The organism is Amycolatopsis sp. lyj-23 (assembly GCF_046549135.1).
Lineage (GTDB): Bacteria > Actinomycetota > Actinomycetes > Mycobacteriales > Pseudonocardiaceae > Amycolatopsis.
The window spans coordinates 215,313-234,389 of record NZ_JAJPWN010000004.1 but is presented as its reverse complement, the minus strand read 5'-3'; the positions used below and the strand labels follow the sequence as shown (position 1 = coordinate 234,389).

Sequence of the window (19,077 nt, the reverse complement as noted above, 5' to 3'; positions counted from 1 at the left end):
CCCCGGAGAGAGGAGCAGGGCATGACCGAGGAATGGACGACCCCGGACTTCGTCGAGTACGAAACCCCGATGGAGGTCACCGCCTACGCGGCCCGCATGGCGGACTGACCGATGCCGGTCGAGCCACTCTCGGAAAGCGCATTCATCGAGGCGCTCCGCGGTCTTTCCGGCCGGTACTGGGGCACGCACCCGTTCCACCGCCGGCTGCACGCGGGCGAACTCGACGAGCGCGCGCTGCGGATCTGGGCGGCTAACCGCTGGTACTACCAGTGCGTGCTGCCGCAGAAGGACGCGGCGATCATCAGCAACTGCCCGCTGCCGGAAATCCGCCGCCAGTGGCTCGACCGGATCGTCTACCACGACGGCGTGAGCGCCGGCACCGGCGGCACCGAACGCTGGCTGCGGCTCTGCACCGCGGTCGGCCTGGAGCGGGACGAAGTGCTCGACGAACGGCACGTCGCTCCCGGCGTCCGGTTCGCCGTGGACGCCTACGTCACCTTCGCGCGGACGAAACCGTGGTGGGAGGCGATCGCGTCCGGACTGACCGAAATGTTCGCCGGGCACCTGATGCAGCAACGGGTGGCGGACATGCTCGCGCACTACGCGTGGATCGCCCCCGACGACCTCGCCTACTTCACCAACCGGATCGACAAGGTCTCCGGCGAAGGCAAGGACACGCTCGACATCGTGGTCCGCCACTGCGTCACGCGCGAACAGCAGGACCGCGCGATCGCCGCGCTGTCCTTCAAGTGCGACGTCCTGTGGTCGATGCTCGACGCGGTCGAACGGGCCGCCGCGTGATCACCGCCGAGTCCGTCCCGCAGCTGCGTCGCGGCGTCCGGCTGTCCTTCGACCACGTCCGGGAGACGCACGTGCTGCTGTTCCCCGAAGGTGTCCTGGTGCCCAACGCGACCGCGGCGGCGGTGCTCGAGCTGTGCGACGGCGCCCGGTCCGTCACCGAGATCACGACGGCGCTTTCTTCGCGCTACTCCGGCGTCGTCGCCCAGGACGTCCTTGGTTTGTTGTCGCGGCTGGGCGAACGGCGGGTCGTCGCATGGACGTGAGCCCGCCGCTGGGCCTGCTGGCCGAGCTGACCCACCGCTGCCCGCTGCACTGTCCTTATTGCTCGAACCCGCTGGAACTGACCACACGGGACGCCGAATTGTCCACGGAGGACTGGCTGTCGGTGTTTTCCCAGGCCCGGGAGCTGGGTGTCCTGCAGGTGCACCTGTCCGGCGGGGAACCGTTGCTGCGGCCGGACCTGCCCTCGCTCGTCGCGCACGCGCACGGGCTCGGGTGCTACGTCAACCTCGTCACGTCGGGGCTCGGCCTGACGGCTGCACGGCTCGACGACCTCGTCTCGCGCGGGCTGGCGCACGTCCAGCTGTCGGCGCAGGGCGCGACCCGGGAGCGGTCCGACCTGCTGGCCGGCGCGAAGGCTTTCGACCGGAAGCGCGCCGCGGCTTCCCTGGTGAAGGCGGCCGGGCTGCCGCTGTCGCTGAACGTGGTGCTGCACCGGCGCAACCACGACCAGCTGGCCGGCATCATCGAGCTGGCCGAGGAACTGGGCGCGGACCGGCTGGAGCTGGCGAACACGCAGTACTACGGCTGGGCGCTGCGCAACCGGGACGCGCTGATGCCGACCGCGGCCCAGCTGGCGGCCGCCGAGCCGGTGGTGCGCGCGGCCGTCGCCCGGTTGCGGGGCACGATGGAGATCGTCTACGTCGTCGCCGACTACCACGAGCCGTACCCGAAGCCGTGCATGCACGGCTGGGGCGCGCGGCAGCTGACCGTGGCGCCGGACGGGACCGTGCTGCCGTGCCCGGCGGCGTCGGCGATCTCGGCGCTTTCGCTGTCCTCGGTGCGGGACACGCCGCTGGCCGACATCTGGTACCACTCGTCGTCGTTCAACGCCTACCGCGGCGAGGAGTGGATGAGCGAGCCGTGCCGCACGTGCGACCGCCGCGGCCTCGACTTCGGCGGCTGCCGCTGCCAGGCGTTCCTGCTCACCGGCGACGCCGCGGCCACCGACCCGGTGTGTTCCCGCTCGCCGGACCGCGGCGCGGTCGACCTGATCCTTTCGCGGCCACCGGCGCCCGACCTGGTGATGCGCCGGTGAGGGTGATCCTGCTGGGCACCGCGGCGGGCGGCGGGTGTCCACAGTGGAATTGCGCGTGCCGCTTCTGCGTCTCGGACCTGCCACCGCGCACGCAGGACTGCGTCGCGATCAGCGCGGACGGCGCCGCCTGGTACCTGCTGAACTGTTCGCCGGACATCCGCGCCCAGCTCCTCGGGACGCCGGAGCTGCGGGCCGGGCCGGGCCCGCGCGAGATCCCGCTGCGCGGGGTGCTGCTGACGGACGCCGAGCTCGACCACACGCTGGGCTTGGCGATGTTGCGCGAGTCGGGCGGCCTCCCGGTACGGGCCCCGGCGGCGGCGTGGGCCGCGCTGTCGCCGTTGCGCACGGTGCTCGACGGCTACGGCAGCTGGCCGTCCCTGGTGGATCTTCCGGGCCTGCGGGTGGAGGTGCTGCCGGTGAGCGACAAGCGGCCGAAATACGCCTCGGGTGCCGACGGGCCCTGGGTGGTCGCGTACCGGATCACGGACCCGGCGACGGGCGGGGTGCTGGTGTACGCGCCGTGCCTGCGGAGCTGGCCCGCGGGGTTCGACGCGTTCGTTGCGGACGCTTCACTCGTGTTGCTGGACGGGACGTTCTTCGCACCGGACGAGATGAGCGGAGTGGGCGGCCCGGACCAGCTCGCGATGGGCCACCTCCCGATCACGGCGAGCCTCCCCCGAGTGGCGGGTCGGCGGTGGGCGTACACGCACCTGAACAACACGAACCCGGTGCTGGACCCGGCATCGGCGGAGCACGCCGCGGTGCTGGCCGCGGGGGCGTCGGTACCGCCGGACGGTACGAGGTACGTACTTTAGGCCGTTGACAGCGGTGGTTGGGTGGGGACATGCGCCTCGAGGGGACCGCGCATCGCGGAGCGCGGGGGTTGGTCTCGCATCGCCGGTGGGTGAGTTTCGGGCGGGCCGACCGCAGCTGGGCAACCGACTCGCGACACGGCGACCCGCCCTCGGGTATGCGCCACCAGCCGACGAATCCCGGCCATACCCCAGCAACCGACCCCCGCCACCGGAACCCGCCCTCGGCCGCGCGCCACCAGCCTGCGACTCCCGGCAGCATCCCGGCAACCCAGCCACGTCACCCCATCCCGCGCTCGGCCGCGCGCCAACAGCCGACGAACCCCGGCCGCGTTCCGGCAACCGATCCCGGCCGTCGCAATCCGGGCTCAGCCGCGCGCCACCAGCCGACGAACCCCGGCCACGCCCCACCAACCGACCCCCGCCACCGGAACCCGCGCTCGGCCGCGCACCACCTGCCTGCGACTCCCGGCCACACCCCAGCAACCCAGCCCCGTCACCCCATCCCGCGCTCGGCCACCCGCCGGCCGCAGTGTTCCCGGTCGGAGCCGCGGTCGTGAGCGCGGCGCTGCCCAGGCCGCTGCGGGAGCCTCGGTTCCGTGCCCTCGTCGCCGGCCGGGGGCTGGCCGACTTCGGGAATGCCGTTGCTCCCTTTGCGCTCGCCTTCGCCGTTGTCGATCTGACCGGGTCCGCCGTCGATCTCGGGGTCGTCGTCGGGGCGCGCTCGCTCGCCAATGTGCTTCTGCTGCTCTTCGGCGGGGTGCTGGCCGACCGGCTGCCGCGGTCGGTCATCCTGCAGGGCACCGAAACCGCCGCCGCCCTCACGCAGGCCGCCATCGCGGTGAGTGTCCTTTGTGGATTTGCCTCGATCCCGCTGCTGGCCGGGCTCGGGCTCGTCAACGGGGCCGTCTCGGCCATCTCGTTGCCCGCGGCCGCCTCGCTCACGCCGTCGACCGTGCCCGCTCCGCTGCTCACCACGGCGAACGCCCTGGTCCGGCTGCTCTCCAACACCGGCCGCATCGCCGGGGCCGGGCTGGCCGGCGTGCTCGTCGCCTTCGCCGGCTCCGGGTGGGCGCTCGCCGCGAACTCGCTGCTCTTCCTCGCCGCCGCGCTCGCCTACCGGCGGATCCGGCTGCCGCGCGGGGAACGCGTGCCCGGCCGCCGCCCGCTCGCCGAACTCGCCGAGGGCTGGCGCGAGTTCCGCGCCCGGTCCTGGGTGTGGCTGGTGGTGCTGCAGTTCATGATCGTCAACGCGGTGCTCTCCGGCGCGCTGCGCGTGATCGGCCCGCTCGTCGCCGACGGCACCTTCGGCCGCACCGGCTGGGGCCTCGCGCTGGCCGTGCAGACCGCCGGGTCGCTGCTCGGCGGCGTCCTCGCCGCCCACTGGCAACCGCGGCGGATGCTCTTCGCCGGCGTCGCGTGGGTGGTGGCGGGCGCGCTGCCGATGCTCGCCCTGGGCGAGACCCCGTACCTGCTTCCGCTGCTGGCCGCGATGTTCCTCTCGGGCGTTGCGCTCGAACAGTTCTCTGTCGCATGGGACGTGTCGCTGCAGGAGAACATCCCACCGGACAAGCTCGCCCGCGTCTACTCCTACGACATGCTCGGCTCGATGATCGCGCTGCCGCTCGGCCAGATCGCCGCGGGCCCGGTGGCCGCGCACGCCGGCACGTCCGCGACCCTCCTGGGCGGCGCGGCCCTGGTCGTCGTTGCGACCGCGCCCGTGCTGTGCAGCACGCAGGTGCGCGGGCTCGTCCGCCGGACGCCGGTCAGTCCGGCCTGACGGCTACCGGCCCACGCGGGATCCCGACGTCAGGTCGCGGTGGCCGTCGAGGCGCCACCAGCTCTCCAGCGTCTCGCGCAGCGCCTGCAGCAGCTCGCCGCCGGTCTCCAGGGGGACCAGCGCCGCCTTGCCGTCGTCGACCCGCAGCGCCGCGGCCAGCCTCTCCCCGTGTTCGACCAGGCCGACGACCACGCACGTCGGCTTCCCGGTGACGTCGACGGTCGGGATGGCCCGTTCGTACCGCCAGCCTTGAGCGTTCACCCGGCCGACACTGGCACAGCTTCCGCCGCCGCGACCCGGGTTTCACCCTCACGTGTACTCAGGCGGACGCCCAGGGCCGCACTTCCTCCAGCAGCTTCGCCACGGCCAGGACGAGGTCGTCCGAGTGCCGCGGCCCGACGATCTGCAGGCCCACCGGCAGCCCGGCCGACGTGCGCCCGGCGGGCACGCTGATCGCCGGCTGCTGGGTCATGTTGAACGGGTAGGTGAACGGCGTCCACTCCGGCCACTCGCTCAGCCCGCTGCCCGGCGGCACGTCGTGCCCGGCCTCGAACGCCGCGATCGGGAGCGTCGGCGTGATCAGCACGTCGTAGCGCGTGTGGAACTCACCCATCCGGATGCCCAGCGCGGCCCGCTCGGCGGTCGCGTCGAGGTAGTCGCTCGCCGTCCACTTGCGGCCGAGCTCCCAGACCCGGCGCAGGCCCGGGTCGGTCCGGCTTTCGGACCCGGGCGGGAACGAGTCCAGCAGCTTCGCCGCGCCCGACGACCACAGCACGTCGAACGCCGGCTTCGGGTCGGCGAACCCGGGGTCGGTCTCCTCGACGTGCAGGCCGGCGTCCCCGAGCGCGCGAACCGCATCGGCGATGATCGCGGCCACCTCCGGGTCGACGTCGACGTAACCGAGCGTCGGCGAGAACGCGGCGATCAGGCCGCGCACGTCCCGCCGGACGGCCTCGCGGAACGAACCCGCCGGCGGCGCCAGCGCGGCCGGATCGCGGTGGTCGGGCAGCGAAAGGACGTCGAGCAGCAGCGCGGTGTCGTCCACCGACCGCGCCATCGGGCCGGCGTGCGAGAGCGGGCCGAACGGGCTCGCCGGGTAGAGCGGAATGCGGCCGTGCGTCGGCTTCAGCCCGACGATGCCGCAGAAGGACGCCGGGATCCGCACCGAGCCGCCGCCGTCCGTGCCGACCGACAGCTCGCCCATCCCGGCCGCGACGGCCGCCGCGCTGCCGCCGCTCGACCCGCCCGCCGTCTTCGACGGGTCGGCCGGGTTGCGCGTGATGCCGCGGAGCGGGCTGTCCGTGACGCCCTTCCAGCCGATCTCGGGCGTGGTCGTCTTGCCCAGCAACACCAGGCCGGCCTCGCGCATCCGCGCGGCGACCGGGCTGTCGACGTCCCACGGCTGGTCCGGGTCGATGCTCTTCGAGCCCCGGACGGTCGGCCAGCCCTGGGTGAGGAACATGTCCTTGATCGAGGACGGCACGCCGTCGAGCCACCCGATCGGGTTGCCGTCCCGCCAGCGGCCCTCGGACGCCTTGGCCTGCTCGAGCGCGCGGTCGGCGTCGACGAGGCAGTAGGCGTTGCACTCGGCGTCCCGGGCTTCGATGGCCTGCAGCGCGTTCTGCGTCGCCTCGACCGGCGAGAGCTCGCCGGTCGCGTAGGCGGCGACGAGCTCGCTGGCGGTCAGCATCCTGTCGTTCATCCGGCTCCCTGGTTCCCCGACGGCACGTACCCGAGCGTCTTGTCGACGACGTTGCGCAGCGGCTCCCCGGCCCGCCAGCGGCGGAAGTTCTCGGTGAACACCTCGACCAGCGTGTTGCGCCAGCCGACGAAGTCCCCGGACATGTGCGGCGAGATCAGCACGTCCGGCAGGGTCCACAGCGGGCTTTCCGGCGGCAGCGGCTCGGTGTCGAACACGTCGAGCGCGGCTCCGGCGATGGACTTCGTGGTCAGCGCTTCGACCAGGTCCGACGTCACCACGAGCTCGCCGCGGCCCACGTTGACGAACCGCGCCGACGGCTTCATCGCGGCGAACGCGCGCGCGTCGAACAGGCCCTTGGTCTGCTCGGTCAGCGGCGCGACCGCGACGACGTAGTCGGCGTGCGGCAGGACCTCGGTGAGCCGCGCGGAGTCGTGCACCACGCCGAAGTCCGGGTCACCCGTGCGCTCGCTGCGCCCAGCGCCGCTCACGTGCATCCCGGCCGCGCGCAGCAGCCGCGCGATGGCCCGGCCGATCGGCCCGGTGCCGACGACCAGCACCTTGCGCCCGGCGACGCGTTCGGTCTCGCGGTGCTGCCAGCGACGTTCGCGCTGCAGGTCGTGCGAGCGCGCGAAGTCCTTCGCGAAGGCGAGTACGACACCCAGCACGTACTCCGCGATGGCGTCGTCGAAGACACCCCGCGAATTCGTCAGCACCACGTCGCTTTCCCGCAGGCCGGGGAACAGCACGGGGTCGACCCCCGCGCTGGCGATGTGCAGCCAGCGCAGCCGGCCGGCCGCGTGCCAGGCCCCGGGCACCGCCGTGGAGAGGAAGTCGTAGACGAAGAGGGCGTCCGCTCCGGACAACGCTTCGGCGAGGCCCGCCGCGTCCGTGTAACGCACGACCGCCCCGGATTCGACTGCACGCATGTCCGGTGGGCGGGACTCGCCGCAGAGCACGGCCAGGACGGGGAGTTCCCGGTGTTCCGAGGCGATCACGTTGACACGGTAAAAGTCACTCGTATGATTGTCAACAATCCGAGGAACGACCCCCGGAGCACCGGACTGTCCTGTGCCGACGTCTTCCGGAGGCTGAGCCTTGGATTTCGACTTCCTGTCGTTCGACGGCCCGCTGGCGCAACGCGGCATCGGTGTCATCGCCCCCTTCGACCTCGCGCTGGAGCGCGAGCTCTGGCGCTGGGTGCCGATGGAGGTGTCCCTCCACCTCGCCCGGACGCCGTACGAGCCCGTGCCGGTCAGCATGGAGATGGCCCGCCTGGTCAGCGACAGCCACCACCTGGCCAGCGCCACGCGCGACGTGCTGCACGTCGAGCCCGAGGTCGTCGCCTACCTCTGCACGTCGGGCAGCTTCGTCAACGGCGTCGACTACGAGCGTTCGCTGACCAAGGCGATCTGCGACGCCGGCGCGCCCGACGCCGTCACCACCTCGGGCGCGCTCGCCGAAGTGCTGCACCAGCTCGACCTCCACCGCGTCTCCGTGCTCACACCGTACGACGCCGACCTGACCGGCGCCCTGCACGGCTTCCTCGCCGAGCTGGACGTCGAGACGGTGGCCAGCGACCACCTCGGCCTGGGCGGCGGCATCTGGAAGGTCAGCTACCGGACCATCGCCGAGCGCATCCTCGCCGCCGACCACGGCGCCGCCGAAGCGATCTTCGTCAGCTGCACCAACCTCCCCACCTACGACCTGATCGAACCCCTGGAAGCCGCGCTCGGCAAACCGGTGCTCACCGCCAACCAGCTGACGATGTGGGCGTGCCTGCGCCGGATGAACCTCCCCATCGTCGGACCCGGGAAGTGGCTTCGTGACGTGTCGTGAAGGGTTTTCCTTGACCTTCCCTCTAGGATTGTCGACAATTTGCGTCCCCTCCGGAGGTTCCGTGACCACCATCGGTTTCATCTACCCCGACCACGCCGCCGAAGACGACTACCCGCTGGCCGAGCAGCTGCTCGGCGGCACCGCCGTCGACGAGGGCGACATCCGGCTGGCGGTCGAGCACATCTACGGCACCGACAAGCACGCGGTGGCCGAGCTGCTGGACCTCGGCAGCGAAGCCCGCCTCGCCGACGGCGCCGCCCTCCTCGCCAAGCACGAGCCCGCCGCGGTGATCTGGGCGTGCACCAGCGGCAGCTTCGTCTACGGCTGGGACGGCGCCCGCGACCAGGCCGACCGCCTCACCGCCGTCGCCGGGGTTCCGGCGTCGAGCACCTCCTTCGCGTTCGTGCACGCCGCGCGGGCGCTGGGCGTCGAGCGGGTCGCCGTCGCCGCCAGCTACCCGGACGACATCGCCCGGCTGTTCGCGGACTTCCTCCGGGCCGGCGGCATCGAGGTCGTGTCGATGGCCAGCGCGGACATCGTCACGGCGGCCGAAGTCGGCGCGATGAGCCCGGAGGCCGTCGTCGAGCTCGCTGTCGGCCACGACCACCCGGACGCCCAGGCGGTGCTCGTGCCGGACACCGCCATGCGCACCCTCGGCGAGATCAACGCCGTGGAGGCCGCGCTCGGCAAGCCCGTGCTGACCGCCAACCAGGTCACGGTGTGGGAGGGCCTGCGCCTGACCGGGCAGCACCGGCTCGTCCGCTCGCTCGGCGCGCTCTTCCGGCACCTGCCGGACGGGAGCGCCTGAGATGGCCCTGCCACCGGGCATGCTGCCCGAGATCGAGCCGGTGAGCCGCGAGTCGACGGCCGCCGTCATCGCGCGCCAGCTGCGTGACGCGATCATGACGGGCGCCCTCCCGCCCGGGACCCAGCTCGGCGAGACCGAGCTGGCCGCGCGGTTCCAGGTGTCACGGGGGCCGCTCCGGGAAGCCATGCAGCACCTGGTGTCCGAAGGGCTGCTGCGCAGCGAACGGCACCGCGGGCTGTTCGTGATCGACCTCGAGCCGGGCGACGTCTACGACATCTACGCGGCCAGGTCCGCGATCGAGCGAGCCGCGATGCTGCGCGCCCTCCGCGGCGGCGACCGCGACCGGATCGCGGACCTGCTCGAGCAGACCGTCACCGAGATGGCGACGGCGGCCAGCGAGGACGACCCCGGCGCGCTCTCCACCGCGGACCTGAAGTTCCACGAGGCGTTGATCAACGCCTCGGGCAGCAAGCGGCTCGTGCGGATGGCCCGGACGCTGCTCATCGAGACGCGCATGTGCCTGACGGCGCTGCAGAGCACGTACCAGCGGGTCGAGGAGCGCGTGGAGGAGCACACGAAGCTCATCCAGGCTCTGCGCGACGGTGATGAGGACACGGCGCTGACGTTGCTGGAGGCGCACATGGAGGATGCGGTCCAGCGGCTTGCGCCGGGCACGAGCCTGCGGGACGGGCACGCGCCGCCGGTGCCGGGAAGCGCGTGACGGACGGGTCGACTCGCGTGCCTCGGGGGTCGGTTCGCGTACCCGGAGGGTCGGCCTGCGTACCTGGAGGGTCGGCCTGCGTACCTGGAGGGTCGGCCTGCGTACCTGGAGGGTCGGTTCGCGGACCGGCGAGGACGACACGCGGTTCCGGGACCGGAACTCACGTGACTCGGGCCGGGACTCGCGTGATCCGAACCGGAACTCGCGTGATTGGGGCCGGGACTCGCGTGATTGGGGGCGGATCTCGCGTGTCTGGAGGGGCATCTCCCGTGATTGGGCGGGCATCTTGCGTGACTGGAGGGGCATCTTGGGGGTTTGGTCAGTGGGCATGGCGGGGTCCCAGGACTGGCTGGCCGGCTTGGCCGTTGCGGTAGGCGGGGGACCAGGGGAAGCGGCCCTGGGTGTCCGCGTGGACCAGTTGCAGCGCACGGATCGCCGGGCCGTACAGCGCGACCGCGAACACCAGGTGCGCCGACGGCTCCGCGAGCTCGACGACCTCCAGCAACGGGCCGCCGGGCAGCGGGATGCGTTCGCCCGCCGAAGGTGGCGAGCCGCGCAGGGTGGCGGAAGCCTGGGAATTCAGCAGGGTGCCGGCCGTGAGCATCGGCAGGCCCGTCACGACCAGCTCCGGCAAGCCGTACCCGCTCAGGCCGATCGTGTACGCCCACGGCGGGTACGGGCCCGTTGGCGCCACTGCCTGCACCAGCCAGCCACGGTCGGCCACGCCGCCGCGAAGCCGTTCCAGGTAACCGGATCTGTCCGGGTTCTCGCACTCGAAGCACATCGGTGACTCCTCCCCCTTCGGTGGGCTCGGGGACCACCGTGCCGGAGGGCACCGACAAAACTCAGCCCAGCGCTTCGGCCACCGCCGTGCCGAGGCGTTCTGTGGTATCCGTGCCGCCGAGGTCGGGCGTGCGGACGCGGCCGTCGTCGAGGACGCCGTCCACCGCGGCACGGATTGCTTGTGCCGCAACGGTTTCGCCCAAGTGTTCGACCAGCATCGCGGCCGCCAGGATCTGCGCCACGGGGTTGGCGATCCCCTGCCCGGCGATGTCCGGAGCGCTCCCGTGGACCGCCTCGAACATCGACGGGAATTCACCCGATGGGTTGATGTTGCCGGAGGGTGCCATGCCGAGCCCGCCGGTGATCGCGGCCGCGAGGTCGCTCAGGATGTCGCCGAAGAGGTTCGACGCCACCACGATGTCGAGCCGGTCCGGGGCCTGCACCATCCGCGCGGCCAGCGCGTCCACGTGCATCTGTTCACTGTGGACTCCCGGGAACTCCGCCGCGACCTCGGCGAAGATCTCGTCCCAGAACGGCATCGAGTGGATCAGCCCGTTGGACTTCGTCGCCGAGCAGACGCGCAAGGACCGCGTCCGGGCCAGTTCGAAGGCGTACCGGATGATCCGCGTGACGCCGACGCGCGTGAACACCGACTCCTGCAGCACGAATTCGTCCGGACGGCCGGCGTTGTGCCGCCCGCCGATCGCCGAGTACTCCCCTTCGGAGTTCTCCCGGACGATGACCAGTTCCAGCTCCTCGGCCTTCCGCCCGGCCAGCGCCGAGACCGTGCCCGGCAGCAGCCGCACCGGGCGCAGGTTGACGTACTGCTGGAACGCCCGTCGCAGCGGGATCAGCAGGCCCCACAGGGAAACGTGGTCCGGCACGCCGGGGAAACCGACCGCGCCGAGCAGGATGCCGTCGAACGCCGAAAGCTGGGCCACGCCGTCTTCCGGCATCATCGCGCCGACCCGGGCGTACCGCTCGCAGCTCCAGTCGAACTCGGTCCACTCCAGCGAAAAACCGAACCGGGCCGACGCCCGGTCGAGGACCTTGCGGGCCTCGGCCGTGACGTCGACGCCGATCCCGTCGCCGGGGATGCTCGCCAGGCGGTAGGCCGTCACAGGGCCACCGCGATGTACTTGGTCTCCAGGAACTCGTCGATGCCGACCGAGCCACCTTCGCGGCCCAGCCCGGACTGCTTGATCCCGCCGAACGGCGCCGCCGGGTTCGACACGATGCCCTGGTTGAGCCCGATCATCCCGGCTTCCAGGGCTTCCGAGACCCGCAGCGCGCGCTTGAGGTCGCTGGTGAAGACGTACGAAACCAGCCCGAACTCGGTGTCGTTCGCCTTCGCCACCGCCTCTTCTTCGGTGTCGAACGGCGTGATCGGGGCGACCGGCCCGAAGATCTCCTCGTGCGTCAGCCGCGCCTCCTGCGGCACGTCGGTGAGCACGGTGGCCTGGTAGAAGTGGCCCGGGCCGTCGACGCCCGAACCGCCCGTGAGGACGCGGGCGCCGCGGTCGGTGGCGTCCTTGACCAGCTCGGTCACCTTGTCGACGGCGTTCTGGTCGATCAGCGGGCCGACCACGACGTCCTTCTCGGTGCCGCGGCCCATCGGCAGGCCCTGCATGCGCTCGGTCAACCGGCGCGCGAACTCGTCGACGACGCCGCGCTGCACGTAGAACCGGTTCGCCGCGGTGCACGCCTCGCCGATGTTGCGCATCTTCGCCTGCATCGCGCCTTCGACGGCGGCGTCCATGTCCGCGTCCTCGAAGACCAGGAACGGCGCGTTGCCGCCCAGCTCCATCGACGTTCGCAAGATCTTGTCGGCGCACTGCTCCAGCAGCTTGCGGCCGACGCCGGTCGAGCCGGTGAAGGACAGCTTGCGGGCGCGGCCGTCGCGGATCAGCGGTTCCATCACGCCACCGGAGTCGCTGGTCGTGACGACGTTGAGCACGCCGTCCGGCAGCCCCGCTTCGGCGAGGATGCCGGCCAGCGCGAGCATCGACAACGGCGTCTGGGCGGCCGGCTTGATCACCGTCGTGCAGCCCGCGGCGATCGCCGGGCCGATCTTGCGCGTCCCCATCGCCATCGGGAAGTTCCACGGCGTGATCAGCAGCGTCGGCCCGACCGGCTGCTTGGTGATGAGGAACCGGCCGGCGCCGTTGGGAGCGGTCGCGTAGCCGCCGTCGATGCGGACGGCTTCTTCGGCGAACCAGCGGAAGAACTCGGCGGCGTAGGCGATCTCGCCCTTCGACTCGGCGAGCGGCTTGCCCATCTCCAGGGTCATCAGCAGCGCCAGTTCCTCCTGGCGCTGCATCAGCAGCTCGAAGGCGCGGCGGAGGATTTCACCGCGCTCCCGGGGCGCCATCTTCGCGAAATCGGCCTGCGCCGCGACGGCGGCGTCCAGGGCCGCGACGCCGTCCGACGGCGAGGCGTCGGCGACGTGGCACAGCTCCTTCCCGGTGGCCGGATCGACCACGGCGAACGTCTTCCCGCCCTGGGCGGCCACCCACTTGCCGCCGATGAACAGTTCCTTGCCGACCGCCTCGACGACGCCGGACTCGGTGCTCGCGCTCATCCCGACTTGCTCCTCACGTGTTGTCCCGAGGGCCATGCTATGGATATTGTCAACAATCGACAACCCGCTCGAACCGACCTAGGAGCACGCTGCCATGGCCCAGCTATCTCCGCTGCTCAAGCAGGCAACGCCCGTCGTGGTCGACCACGGTGCAGGGGTTTACCTCTACGACGTCGAGGGCAAACGCCACCTCGACTTCACCGCCGGCATCGGCGTCACGAGCACCGGGCACTGCCACCCCCACGTCGTGCGGGCCGCGCAGGAGCAGATCGGCAAGCTGGTCCACGGCCAGTACACGACGGTCATGCACAAGCCGCTCCTCGAGCTGACCGAACGCCTCGGCGCCGTCCTGCCGAGCGGACTCGACTCGCTCTTCTACGCGAACTCGGGCAGCGAAGCGGTCGAAGCGGCGTTGCGGCTCTCGCGGCAGGCGACGAAACGCCCGAACGTCATCGTCTTCCAGGGCGGGTTCCACGGCCGGACCGTCGCCGCCGCGTCCATGACGACGTCCGGGACGCGGTTCAGCGCCGGCATCGGCCCGCTGATGGCGGGCGTGCAGGTGGCGCCGTTCCCGTACGCCTACCACTACGGCTGGGACGAGCGGACGGCGACGAAGTTCGCGCTGCGCGAGCTCGACTACCTGTTCCAGACCGTCAGCGCGCCGAACGAGACGGCCGCGTTCTTCGTCGAGCCGGTGCTGGGCGAGGGCGGGTACGTCCCGGCGAACACCGAGTTCCTGGCCGGCCTGCGCGAGCGCGCCGACCGGCACGGGATCCTGCTGGTCGTCGACGAAATCCAGACCGGGTTCGGCCGCACCGGGAAGTTCTGGGGCCACGACCACTTCGACGTCTCCCCCGACATCGTCCTCATCGCGAAGGGCCTGGCGAGCGGCTTCCCGCTGTCCGGCATCGCCGCTTCGCAGGAGCTGATGGCGAAGGCGTTCCCGGGCTCGCAGGGCGGGACGTACGGCGGCAACGCCGTTTCGTGCGCCGCGGCGATCGCGACGCTCGAAGTGATCCAGCAGGAGAACCTCGTCGAGAACGCCGCCGAGCGCGGTCGGCAGCTGCTCGAAGGCGCGCGGGTGATCGCGGACAAGACGCCGTCGATCGGCGAGGTGCGCGGGCTCGGGCTGCTGGTCGGCTCGGAGTTCACCACCGCCGACGGCGAACCGGACACGGCCACCGCGCAGGCCGCCCAGCAGGCGGCGGCGAAGAACGGGCTGCTGCTGCTCACCTGCGGGCCGTACATGAACGTCGTCCGCATGGTGCCGCCGCTGGTCGTCACCGCCGAGCAGGTCGACGACGCCCTGCGGATCTGGGGCGACGTCGTCGCCTCGGTCACGGGGAGCTGAGCGTGGCGCGGTACATCACGATCACCCTCGACAAGCGCGGTGTCTCCTGCCGCGCGCGGCTGCTGGATGACGAGGCGCCGCGGACCTGCAAAGCGGTCTGGGACGCGTTGCCGCAGAGCGGTTCGGCCTACCACGCGAAGTACGCGCGCAACGAGGTCTACACGCTCGTGCCGCCGTTCGCGGAACCCAAGCCGGGGCGGGAGAACCCGACGATCACGCCGATCCCCGGCGACGTCGTGTACTTCGGGTTCGAGGCCTGGGAAATCGGCAACCCGGCGTACGGCTACGACGAAGGCAGCGAGGCGCACAGCGACCAGGGCGCGACCGACCTGGCCATCTTCTACGGCCGCAACAACCTGCTGATCAACGGCGACGCGGGCTGGGTGCCCGGCAACGTGTTCGCCACGATCGAGGAGGGCCTCGCCGAGATGGCGGCGGCCGCGCAGGACCTGTGGCTGCGGGGTGTCGAAGGCGAGACACTTTCGTTCGCGCGCGCCTGAACCACCGGCCCGGCCGCGGACTTCCCGCGGCCGGGCCGGGTTCAGCCCAGTGCGTTCAGCTGCTCGAAGTCGCCGTCGGACAGCGTGACGCCGTCGGCGGCGCAGTTCTCCTCCAGGTGCGCGGCCGAAGACGTCCCCGGGATCGGGAGCACGACCGGCGACCGGCGCAGCAGCCACGCGAGCGACACCTGTGCGGGTGTCGCGCCGGCATCGGCCGCGATCTTGCCCAGCACGCCGCCCGCCTTCGCGTGGTCACCGCGGGCGATCGGGAGCCACGGGATGAACGCGATCCCGGCGCGCTCGCAGTAGTCCAGCACGTCGTCGGACGCGCGGTCGGTCAGGTTGTAGCGGTTCTGGACGCTCGCGATCGGCGCGATGGCCCGCGCCTGCGCCAGCTGCCCGACGGTGACTTCGGACAGCCCGATCCGGGCGATCTTGCCTTCGTCGCGCAGCCGGGCGAGGGCCCCGATCTGGTCGGCGAGCGGCACCTGCGGGTCGACCCGGTGCAGCTGCAGGAGCTCGAGGCGGTCGACGCGCAGGCGTCGCAACGACAGTTCCGCCTGCTGCCGGAGGTATTCGGGCCGGCCGAGCGGGACCCACTCGCCGCGGCTGGGACGCGCGTGCCCGCACTTCGTCGCGACGAGCAGTCCCGGGTACGGGTGGAGCGCGTCGGCGAGCAGCTCCTCGTTCCGGCCGAGGTCGTAGGCGTCGGCGGTGTCGAAGAACGTCACGCCGAGCTCCGCCGCGCGGCGCGCGACCTGCTCGGCGCCGTCGTTCACCTGGTCCCACTCGGTGAGCCGCATCGCACCGAAACCCAAGCGGTGCACGGAAAACCCGTCTTCGAAGGTGTACGTCGAGGTCATGCCGGAAGCTTCGCCCGCCGTCGCCGTCACCCGCCAGAGATTTAGCCTGAGCTAAATCGAAGCCTGCGTAACAGGGTGATCACCCTGCGTGGCGCTAACATGAAACTCCTTCATGGCGGCGTACCGCCGGTACGTACTACGCTGCGGTAACCACAGCAACGGCGCGGAGGAGAAACTGCCGATGGGCGACGTGGCAGCACGCCTGGCCGAGATCGTCGGGACCGGAAACCTGCTCACCGGCGAGGCGATTTCGGAGGACTACGCGCACGACGAAGCGCTGACGGCGGAACCGCAGAAGCCCGCGTACGTCGCGAAGCCGGCAACGGCCGAAGAAGTCGCGGAGCTGCTGAAGGCCGCTTCGGAGCACAACGTCCCCGTGACCGCCCGCGGCTCCGGTAGCGGGCTGTCCGGGGCCGCCCGGCCCCAGGCGGACGGGCTGCTGATCTCCTTCGAGCGGATGAACGCCGTCCTGGAAGTCGACACCGGGAACCACGTCGCCGTCGTCCAGCCCGGCGTCACGCTCGCCGAACTCGACGCCAAGACCGCCGAAGCCGGGCTCGGCTACACCGTCTACCCCGGCGAGCTCAGCGCGAGCGTCGGCGGGAACGTCGGGACCAACGCCGGCGGGATGCGCGCGGTCAAGTACGGCGTCACCCGCAACAACGTGCTCGGCCTGCAGGCCGTGCTGCCGACCGGCGAGATCATCCGGACCGGCGGGAAGACGTCCAAGATCTCCACCGGCTACGACCTCACGCAGCTGATCATCGGCTCCGAAGGCACCCTCGCGCTGGCCACCGAGATCACCGTCAAGCTGCACCCGCGGCTGGCCCACGGCGCCACCGTGCTCGCCCCCTTCGGCGACTTCGGCCAGGTGATGGCCGCGGTGCCGGAGGTGCTCTCCAGCGGGCTCGCGCCGCACGTCCTCGAGTACATCGACAACCTGACGATGGCGGCGATCGTCTACAACGAGAAGCTCGAACTGGGCGTCCCGGACAAGATCCGCGAAACCAGCGAGGCGTACCTCGTGGTGGCGCTGGAAAACCGCGAGAGCGGGCGGCTCGAGGAGGACGTCGAGACCGTCGGCGAGCTGCTGAGCGAACTGGGCGCCACCGACGTGTACGTCCTCGAAGGCAATGCCGCCCGCAAGCTCATCGAGGCTCGCGAAAAGGCCTTCTGGACCGCTAAAGCGGCCGGCGCCGACGACGTGATCGACGTCGTCGTGCCGCGGACCGCGATGCCGCAGTTCATCGCGAAGGCGCGGGAGCTCGCGATGGCCGCCGGCGGCGGCGCGCTCGGCTGCGGGCACGCCGGCGACGGCAACGTCCACCTCGGCATCTTCTGCAAGGACGACGCGAAGCGGAAGCAGCTGCTCACCGACATCTTCGCCTACGCCATGGAACTCGGCGGCGCGATCTCCGGTGAGCACGGCCTCGGCCGCACCAAGGCGAAGTACCACCAGGAACTCGAAGACCCGGCGAAGATCGAGCTGATGCGCCGGATCAAGCAGAGCTTCGACCCCGCCGGGATCCTCAACCCCGGCGTTCTCTTTCCCGAAGGAACCGCATGAGTGAGCTTGCGAACGAATCATTCAACACAGCGTTTGCCGCTCAGGCCGCGCCGAGCGTCAGCGAGGTGTGCGCATGAGTGAGATGAACGGCGCCCAGTCCCTGATCCGCACGCTGGTCGACGCCGGTGTGGAGGTCTGCTTCGCGAATCCCGGCACGTCGGAGATGCACTTCGTCGCCGCGCTCGACACCGTCCCGGAGATGCGGGGCGTGCTCGCGCTGTTCGAAGGCGTCGTCACCGGTGCTGCTGACGGGTACGCGCGGATCGCGGACAAGCCCGCCGCGACGCTGCTGCACCTCGGGCCCGGCCTGGGCAACGGCCTGGCGAACCTGCACAACGCGCGGCGCGCGCACACGCCGATCGTCAACGTCGTCGGCGACCACGCGACCTACCACAAGCAGTACGACGCGCCGCTGGAGTCGGACATCGAGGCCGTCGCGGGTTCGCTGGAAGGCTGGGTGCGCCGCTCGGAGCACACCAAGGACGTCGGGGCGGACGCCGCCGCCGCGGTCGCTGCCGCCCAGGACGCGCCCGGCCGCGTCGCCACGCTGATCCTGCCCGCCGACGCGTCGTGGGGCGAGGGCGGCGAGACCTGCGCGCCGATCCCGCCGCGCGAGCCGCAGGCCGTGGACGCCACGACGGTCAAGGACATCGCCGCGGTGTTCGGGACCGGGGAGCCGGTGGCGCTGCTCGTCGGCGGCAGCGCGTGCCGCGAGGAGGGCCTGCGAGCGGCGAGCCGGATCGCCGCCGCGACCGGCGCGAAGGCGTTCGTCGAGACGTTCCCGGCCCGGCTGGAGCGCGGCGCCGGCCTGCCCGCGATCGAGCGCCTCGGCTACCTCGCCGAGCAGGTCGCCTACCAGCTCGACGGGATCAAGCACGTCGTCGTCGCCGGCACGAAAGCGCCGGTGTCGTTCTTCGCCTACCCGGGCAAGGCGAGCGATCTGGTGCCCGAAGGCGCCCAGGTGCACACGCTCGCGTCGGTCGGTCAGGACGTCACGCGGGCGTTGAACGAGGTCGCCGAGCTGGTCGCCGCGGACACCGAGCCCGTGCTGGCTCCTCCGGCGCGGCCGTCGCTGCCGAGCGGGCCGCTGACCCCGCAGAACTGGGTCGACGTGATCGGGGCGCTGCTGCCGGACGACGCGATCATCGCCGACGAGGCCAACACCTCCGGCCTGATGCTGCCGATGGCGACGGCCGGTGCGCCGCGCCACGACGTCCTGACGCTGACCGGCGGCGCGATCGGCTACGGCATGCCGGTGGCCACCGGGGCGGCCGTCGCGGCGCCGGACCGGCCGGTGCTGAACCTGCAGTCCGACGGCAGTGCGCTGTACACGATTTCGGCGCTGTGGACGCAGGCGCGGGAGAACCTGAACGTCACGACGGTGCTGCTCAACAACCGCGCGTACGCGATCCTGCGGCTGGAACTGCAGCGCGTCGGCGCGGCCTCGGGCGGCCCGAAGGCGAACGACCTGCTCGACCTTTCGCGGCCGGACATGGACTTCGTCAAGATCGCCGAGGGCATGGGCGTGCCCGCGACCCGCGCGACGACCGCCGAGGAGCTCGCCGAACAGCTCCAGCGCGCCTTCGCGGAACCGGGTCCGCACCTCATCGACGCGGTGGTGCCGCCTCTGCTCTGACCCGGCTATCCTCGCCGA

Annotated in this window: 20 protein-coding genes; 13 read left to right on the top strand and 7 right to left on the bottom strand. The window is 71.6% G+C overall.

The window, feature by feature from the left end; translation table 11 throughout:
• Window positions 1-21 precede the first annotated feature (21 nt).
• The 6 genes from pqqA to ACLJPY_RS10385 all read left to right on the top strand — a co-directional run bounded on the left by pqqA (window position 22) and on the right by ACLJPY_RS10385 (window position 4,711).
• Window positions 22-108, top strand: coding sequence for a pyrroloquinoline quinone precursor peptide PqqA (gene pqqA / locus ACLJPY_RS10410; RefSeq protein ID WP_043776987.1), 87 nt, complete (start codon window positions 22-24; stop codon window positions 106-108).
• A gap of 3 nt (window positions 109-111) precedes the next feature.
• On the top strand, window positions 112-801 hold the full coding sequence (gene pqqC, locus ACLJPY_RS10405; protein ID WP_410587814.1) for a pyrroloquinoline-quinone synthase PqqC: 690 nt from the start codon (window positions 112-114) through the stop codon (window positions 799-801).
• Window positions 798-1,064, top strand: a complete 267-nt coding sequence (pqqD, locus tag ACLJPY_RS10400; protein ID WP_410587813.1) for a pyrroloquinoline quinone biosynthesis peptide chaperone PqqD — start codon at window positions 798-800, stop codon at window positions 1,062-1,064. The genes pqqC and pqqD overlap by 4 nt, the downstream gene beginning before the upstream one ends.
• Window positions 1,055-2,119, top strand: coding sequence for a pyrroloquinoline quinone biosynthesis protein PqqE (gene pqqE / locus ACLJPY_RS10395; protein ID WP_410587812.1), 1,065 nt, complete (start codon window positions 1,055-1,057; stop codon window positions 2,117-2,119). Before pqqD ends, pqqE begins: the two co-directional genes overlap by 10 nt.
• The gene (pqqB, locus tag ACLJPY_RS10390) at window positions 2,116-2,934 is read left to right on the top strand and encodes a pyrroloquinoline quinone biosynthesis protein PqqB (protein ID WP_410587811.1); all 819 of its coding nucleotides are present in this window, start codon (window positions 2,116-2,118) and stop codon (window positions 2,932-2,934) included. Before pqqE ends, pqqB begins: the two co-directional genes overlap by 4 nt.
• A gap of 553 nt (window positions 2,935-3,487) precedes the next feature.
• The gene (locus tag ACLJPY_RS10385; RefSeq protein ID WP_410587810.1) at window positions 3,488-4,711 is read left to right on the top strand and encodes an MFS transporter; all 1,224 of its coding nucleotides are present in this window, start codon (window positions 3,488-3,490) and stop codon (window positions 4,709-4,711) included.
• Between the two features lie 3 nt (window positions 4,712-4,714).
• Here ACLJPY_RS10385 and ACLJPY_RS10380 read toward each other — a convergent pair whose 3' ends face one another.
• Genes ACLJPY_RS10380 through ACLJPY_RS10370 form a run of 3 tightly spaced genes read right to left on the bottom strand, consistent with a single transcriptional unit; the run spans window position 4,715 to window position 7,408 of the window.
• A complete protein-coding gene (locus ACLJPY_RS10380; RefSeq protein ID WP_410587809.1) occupies window positions 4,715-4,972 on the bottom strand; it encodes a hypothetical protein in 258 nt (85 codons plus the stop codon).
• 58 nt (window positions 4,973-5,030) lie between these two features.
• Window positions 5,031-6,413, bottom strand: coding sequence for an amidase (locus ACLJPY_RS10375; RefSeq protein ID WP_410587808.1), 1,383 nt, complete (start codon window positions 6,411-6,413; stop codon window positions 5,031-5,033).
• Entirely contained in the window at window positions 6,410-7,408 is a 999-nt protein-coding gene (locus tag ACLJPY_RS10370) for a D-2-hydroxyacid dehydrogenase (RefSeq protein WP_410587807.1), read from the bottom strand. The genes ACLJPY_RS10375 and ACLJPY_RS10370 overlap by 4 nt, the downstream gene beginning before the upstream one ends.
• A 100-nt stretch (window positions 7,409-7,508) precedes the next feature.
• On the opposite strand from ACLJPY_RS10370, the gene ACLJPY_RS10365 reads away from it, so the two are divergent.
• From ACLJPY_RS10365 to ACLJPY_RS10355, 3 genes are all read left to right on the top strand, one after another.
• The gene (locus tag ACLJPY_RS10365; RefSeq protein ID WP_410587806.1) at window positions 7,509-8,249 is read left to right on the top strand and encodes an Asp/Glu/hydantoin racemase; all 741 of its coding nucleotides are present in this window, start codon (window positions 7,509-7,511) and stop codon (window positions 8,247-8,249) included.
• 61 nt (window positions 8,250-8,310) lie between these two features.
• Complete coding sequence (locus tag ACLJPY_RS10360) at window positions 8,311-9,057, top strand: maleate cis-trans isomerase (protein ID WP_410587805.1); 747 nt, start codon at window positions 8,311-8,313, stop codon at window positions 9,055-9,057.
• Between the two features lies 1 nt (window position 9,058).
• Window positions 9,059-9,778 carry a GntR family transcriptional regulator gene (locus ACLJPY_RS10355; RefSeq protein ID WP_410587804.1) on the top strand — a complete coding sequence of 240 codons (720 nt, stop codon included), beginning with the start codon at window positions 9,059-9,061 and terminating at the stop codon, window positions 9,776-9,778.
• 319 nt (window positions 9,779-10,097) lie between these two features.
• Here ACLJPY_RS10355 and ACLJPY_RS10350 read toward each other — a convergent pair whose 3' ends face one another.
• From ACLJPY_RS10350 to ACLJPY_RS10340, 3 genes are all read right to left on the bottom strand, one after another.
• Window positions 10,098-10,562 carry a DUF4262 domain-containing protein gene (locus ACLJPY_RS10350; RefSeq protein WP_410587803.1) on the bottom strand — a complete coding sequence of 155 codons (465 nt, stop codon included), beginning with the start codon at window positions 10,560-10,562 and terminating at the stop codon, window positions 10,098-10,100.
• 61 nt (window positions 10,563-10,623) lie between these two features.
• Window positions 10,624-11,682, bottom strand: coding sequence for a tartrate dehydrogenase (locus ACLJPY_RS10345; protein WP_410587802.1), 1,059 nt, complete (start codon window positions 11,680-11,682; stop codon window positions 10,624-10,626).
• Entirely contained in the window at window positions 11,679-13,142 is a 1,464-nt protein-coding gene (locus ACLJPY_RS10340) for an NAD-dependent succinate-semialdehyde dehydrogenase (RefSeq protein WP_410587801.1), read from the bottom strand. Before ACLJPY_RS10340 ends, ACLJPY_RS10345 begins: the two co-directional genes overlap by 4 nt.
• A 94-nt stretch (window positions 13,143-13,236) precedes the next feature.
• Between ACLJPY_RS10340 and ACLJPY_RS10335 the strand changes: the two genes are divergently transcribed.
• Window positions 13,237-14,493, top strand: a complete 1,257-nt coding sequence (locus tag ACLJPY_RS10335) for an aspartate aminotransferase family protein (RefSeq protein WP_410587800.1) — start codon at window positions 13,237-13,239, stop codon at window positions 14,491-14,493.
• A gap of 2 nt (window positions 14,494-14,495) precedes the next feature.
• The gene (locus ACLJPY_RS10330) at window positions 14,496-14,993 is read left to right on the top strand and encodes a DUF3830 family protein (RefSeq protein ID WP_003079597.1); all 498 of its coding nucleotides are present in this window, start codon (window positions 14,496-14,498) and stop codon (window positions 14,991-14,993) included.
• A gap of 41 nt (window positions 14,994-15,034) precedes the next feature.
• On the opposite strand, the gene ACLJPY_RS10325 is transcribed toward ACLJPY_RS10330, so the two are convergent.
• The gene (locus ACLJPY_RS10325; RefSeq protein WP_410587799.1) at window positions 15,035-15,856 is read right to left on the bottom strand and encodes an aldo/keto reductase; all 822 of its coding nucleotides are present in this window, start codon (window positions 15,854-15,856) and stop codon (window positions 15,035-15,037) included.
• Between the two features lie 181 nt (window positions 15,857-16,037).
• On the opposite strand from ACLJPY_RS10325, the gene ACLJPY_RS10320 reads away from it, so the two are divergent.
• Window positions 16,038-17,423, top strand: a complete 1,386-nt coding sequence (locus tag ACLJPY_RS10320) for an FAD-binding oxidoreductase (protein WP_410587798.1) — start codon at window positions 16,038-16,040, stop codon at window positions 17,421-17,423.
• Window positions 17,424-17,505: 82 nt separating this feature from the next.
• Window positions 17,506-19,059: an acetolactate synthase large subunit gene (locus tag ACLJPY_RS10315; RefSeq protein ID WP_410588277.1), complete on the top strand. Its 1,554-nt coding sequence runs from the start codon at window positions 17,506-17,508 to the stop codon at window positions 19,057-19,059.
• Window positions 19,060-19,077 lie beyond the last annotated feature (18 nt).

Excerpts from the sequence above, each read along its gene's own strand:
- pqqA (WP_043776987.1), top strand. The coding sequence starts at position 22 with ATGACCGAGGAATGGACGACCCCGGACTTCGTCGAGTACGAAACCCCG.
- pqqC (WP_410587814.1), top strand. The coding sequence starts at position 112 with ATGCCGGTCGAGCCACTCTCGGAAAGCGCATTCATCGAGGCGCTCCGC.
- pqqE (WP_410587812.1), top strand. The coding sequence starts at position 1,055 with ATGGACGTGAGCCCGCCGCTGGGCCTGCTGGCCGAGCTGACCCACCGC.
- ACLJPY_RS10375 (WP_410587808.1), bottom strand. The coding sequence starts at position 6,413 with ATGAACGACAGGATGCTGACCGCCAGCGAGCTCGTCGCCGCCTACGCG.
- ACLJPY_RS10355 (WP_410587804.1), top strand. The coding sequence starts at position 9,059 with ATGGCCCTGCCACCGGGCATGCTGCCCGAGATCGAGCCGGTGAGCCGC.
- ACLJPY_RS10350 (WP_410587803.1), bottom strand. The coding sequence starts at position 10,562 with ATGTGCTTCGAGTGCGAGAACCCGGACAGATCCGGTTACCTGGAACGG.
- ACLJPY_RS10340 (WP_410587801.1), bottom strand. The coding sequence starts at position 13,142 with ATGAGCGCGAGCACCGAGTCCGGCGTCGTCGAGGCGGTCGGCAAGGAA.
- ACLJPY_RS10335 (WP_410587800.1), top strand. The coding sequence starts at position 13,237 with ATGGCCCAGCTATCTCCGCTGCTCAAGCAGGCAACGCCCGTCGTGGTC.
- ACLJPY_RS10325 (WP_410587799.1), bottom strand. The coding sequence starts at position 15,856 with ATGACCTCGACGTACACCTTCGAAGACGGGTTTTCCGTGCACCGCTTG.
- ACLJPY_RS10320 (WP_410587798.1), top strand. The coding sequence starts at position 16,038 with ATGGGCGACGTGGCAGCACGCCTGGCCGAGATCGTCGGGACCGGAAAC.
- ACLJPY_RS10315 (WP_410588277.1), top strand. The coding sequence starts at position 17,506 with ATGAACGGCGCCCAGTCCCTGATCCGCACGCTGGTCGACGCCGGTGTG.